The organism is Vibrio sp. V03_P4A6T147 (genome assembly GCF_002241085.1).
Lineage (GTDB): Bacteria > Pseudomonadota > Gammaproteobacteria > Enterobacterales > Vibrionaceae > Vibrio > Vibrio anguillarum.
Genome location: NZ_NDIO01000301.1, coordinates 1 through 2,780, shown reverse-complemented (window position 1 = coordinate 2,780; position 2,780 = coordinate 1). Strand labels below are relative to the sequence as shown.

Here is a 2,780-nt window from a genome sequence, read left to right as displayed (position 1 = left end):
AAGCAGCACCAATCGATTCAGAGGCTGAAGGATGTATTATTAGTCGTGAAACTGGTGCTAAATACTGTTTAAAGCCTGGTGAACGATCCGGCTACTCTTTACCGCAGTGGATATATAATCATGCCGTTGATGTGCTGGCACCTAGCGGCATCTCCGTTATGCTTAGCGATTGGGATAATTTGTCATACAACCGCCTAGCAATGTTTGATGGTTATACCGGTAATGATGAACTTAAAAATGTAAAAGCTTATAATGGGCAGATATTAGATTTTTCACATCCTCGTTCAATGCGTGTGCTTGCTTCAGACACGTATCCAGAAGCCTGTATTATTAGTCGTAAGAGTGGGGAGCGTTTTTGTCTCAAAGAAGGAGAGCGCTCAGGTTATTCTCTGCCTGCCTATATTTATGGGCATGAAGTTGATGTGGAAGCTCCGAAAGGTTTAGGGGTTATGCTCAGTGATTGGGATAATCTTTCCTATAATCGCCTTGCAGTTTTTGGTGGTGACACAGCAAACTCTCTGCTCAACGCGGTTAAAGCCTATAATGGTGAAATTCTTGATTTTTCGCATCCTCATTCGATGCGCGTCGTTCCTTATACCAAACCAATAGATGTTATTGAAACAAACTTGAAATGGTCTTGGGAACGTAGCCAGTTCAAACCTGAATTTAATCAGGTTATGGCTACACCAGTGGTTGCACAACTCAATGATGATAATCATGATGGTAAGATAGATAATAATGATGTTGCTGACATAATTGTTGTTACATTTGAAAGTAACAAATATAACGCGGGAGGCATTGTCAGAGCGTTAAGTGGCGTTGATGGTTCTGAACTTTGGTCCTACTCAAATGGCGGTATAATTGCGGATGCTCGCTATACTCCTGCAGTTGCTGATCTTGATAGTGATGGTTTGGTTGAAATCGTTACGACAAGTTTAAATAGTGCATATATCAACGTGCTTGATATTGAAGGTAATATCAAAAAACAAATCGAGAAGACAAAGACGGGCGGTGGTGCATCAGGCAATATCACTTTAACTGATCTCGATGGTGATTCCTCGGTTGAGATACTTTCTGCCGATGGGGTTTATAACTACGATACGGGTTTAGTATTTTCCCATTCTTGGACGCCATCTTCTATCAGTGGTGATTTTGATGGAGATAAAGTTCAAGAAATATTCATGAATGGTGACCTTTATAAAGCCGATGGTTCTTTAAGCTGGCAATATGATAAGAAAGATTTCGCATGGTTTTCTTCTCTTGTCAATCTTGATGATGATGAATTTCCTGAAGTTGTAGTGTCAGTTCCAGCTTCAGTGGCAACTGCGCAAAATAGCCGATTTGCAGTTTTAGAGCATGACGGTTCGGTGAAGTGGGAAATTAATAGTATGTCTAACCCTGGTGGCGGTGTTCAGGCGATCTCTAACTTCTTAGGTAAGAAAATAACGGAAACTAGTAAGTGGTCTCATGTGTTTGGTTACACAGGACATAGCACCGCATATACGATTTCTGTTAATAATTCTGACCCATTATTTGTTCGTTCTGGGGCCGCTATCGATGCTATTGGGATATCACGTAACGCTATTACTGGCGGTAATGGTGGTAGCTTTAATTCCCCACTTCAATTAAATCAAGTTGCTTCAATTGATATTACGTCGGGTAAGTATTGGTGGGGTGGAGAACATGTATTGGCTCTAGAATTCCATCTAAAAAATGGCTCTACAGTCTTCATGGGTTCCAAACATTATGCCTTTTCTAAAAAAACTGAACGTTTACAGATTCCAGAAAACAGCAGAATCCGTAATATCAAAGCATGGACTGCAGGTTGGTTAATCGATGGTTTGCAATTTGAGATAGTATCAGAGCAGGCTAACAACGATGTTAAAGGTATCGTACATGCTGGCTATACTGCGGTTGATATGTATAACAAAAATGGTGAATTAATTTGGTCTGTACCAAATGATGACCGCACTAGTGGTAAGATTGGCGTTTCTGCTTACGATTTTGATGGTGATGGTGTAGATGAAGTTATCGTTCAAGATCAAATGCGAGTTCGTATTTTAGACGGTCAAACTGGGAATGAAAGAGCTATTATAGCAAACTCTTCAGCGACCTTATGGGAATATCCTATTGTTGTAGATCTTGCTGGTGACAACAATGCAGAACTGATTGTTGTTGCTAATGATTTTGATAAAAACTATGTCGTTAATCATGGTGTGTTTGTTTATGAATCTGCTGATGTATCCAAACCTTGGGCCAATGCAACTCGCATCTGGAACCAGCATGCTTTCCATCTGACGAATGTTACTCAAGATGGTGTAGTGCCTACAAATGCGACACCGAGTTGGTTGAGCCATAATACATACCGTTCGAGTACATTACGTGCAACGGTGGGTGGTGAGTCTCCAATTTGGGGTTACTCAAATACTCAGCAATCGCAACGTGTCGTGACGGCGGATAACCAGATGTATCTGCGTTCTGGTTTTGCGATCGATGCGATCGGCACGACGGCCAATAACTTGGTGGGCGGCCCAGTACAAGGTACTAACGGTGGTGTGCTAAGAGCACCGATTACTCTTGATCAATTGCAATCCGTGGAAGTTACCTCTGGTCTTTATAACTGGGGTGGTTACCACATAGTGGCGATTAAGTTCACGATGAAGGATGGCTCTAGCGTGTTATTGGGTTCAACCCACTATGCGAGCAACAAAAAAGTTGAAACGTACACTGTGCCGAAAGGTAAACGCATCAAGCAGATTAATGTTTGGACAGGTGGTTGG

The 2,780-nt window shown here is 41.7% G+C and carries 1 protein-coding gene; it reads left to right on the top strand.

Annotation, left to right across the window (positions count from 1 at the left end; all coding sequences use genetic code 11):
- Nucleotides 1–11 precede the first annotated feature (11 nt).
- A partial coding sequence (locus B9J84_RS11775; protein ID WP_094124195.1) for a beta-prism lectin domain-containing protein occupies nucleotides 12–2,780 on the top strand: 2,769 nt, incomplete at its 3' end.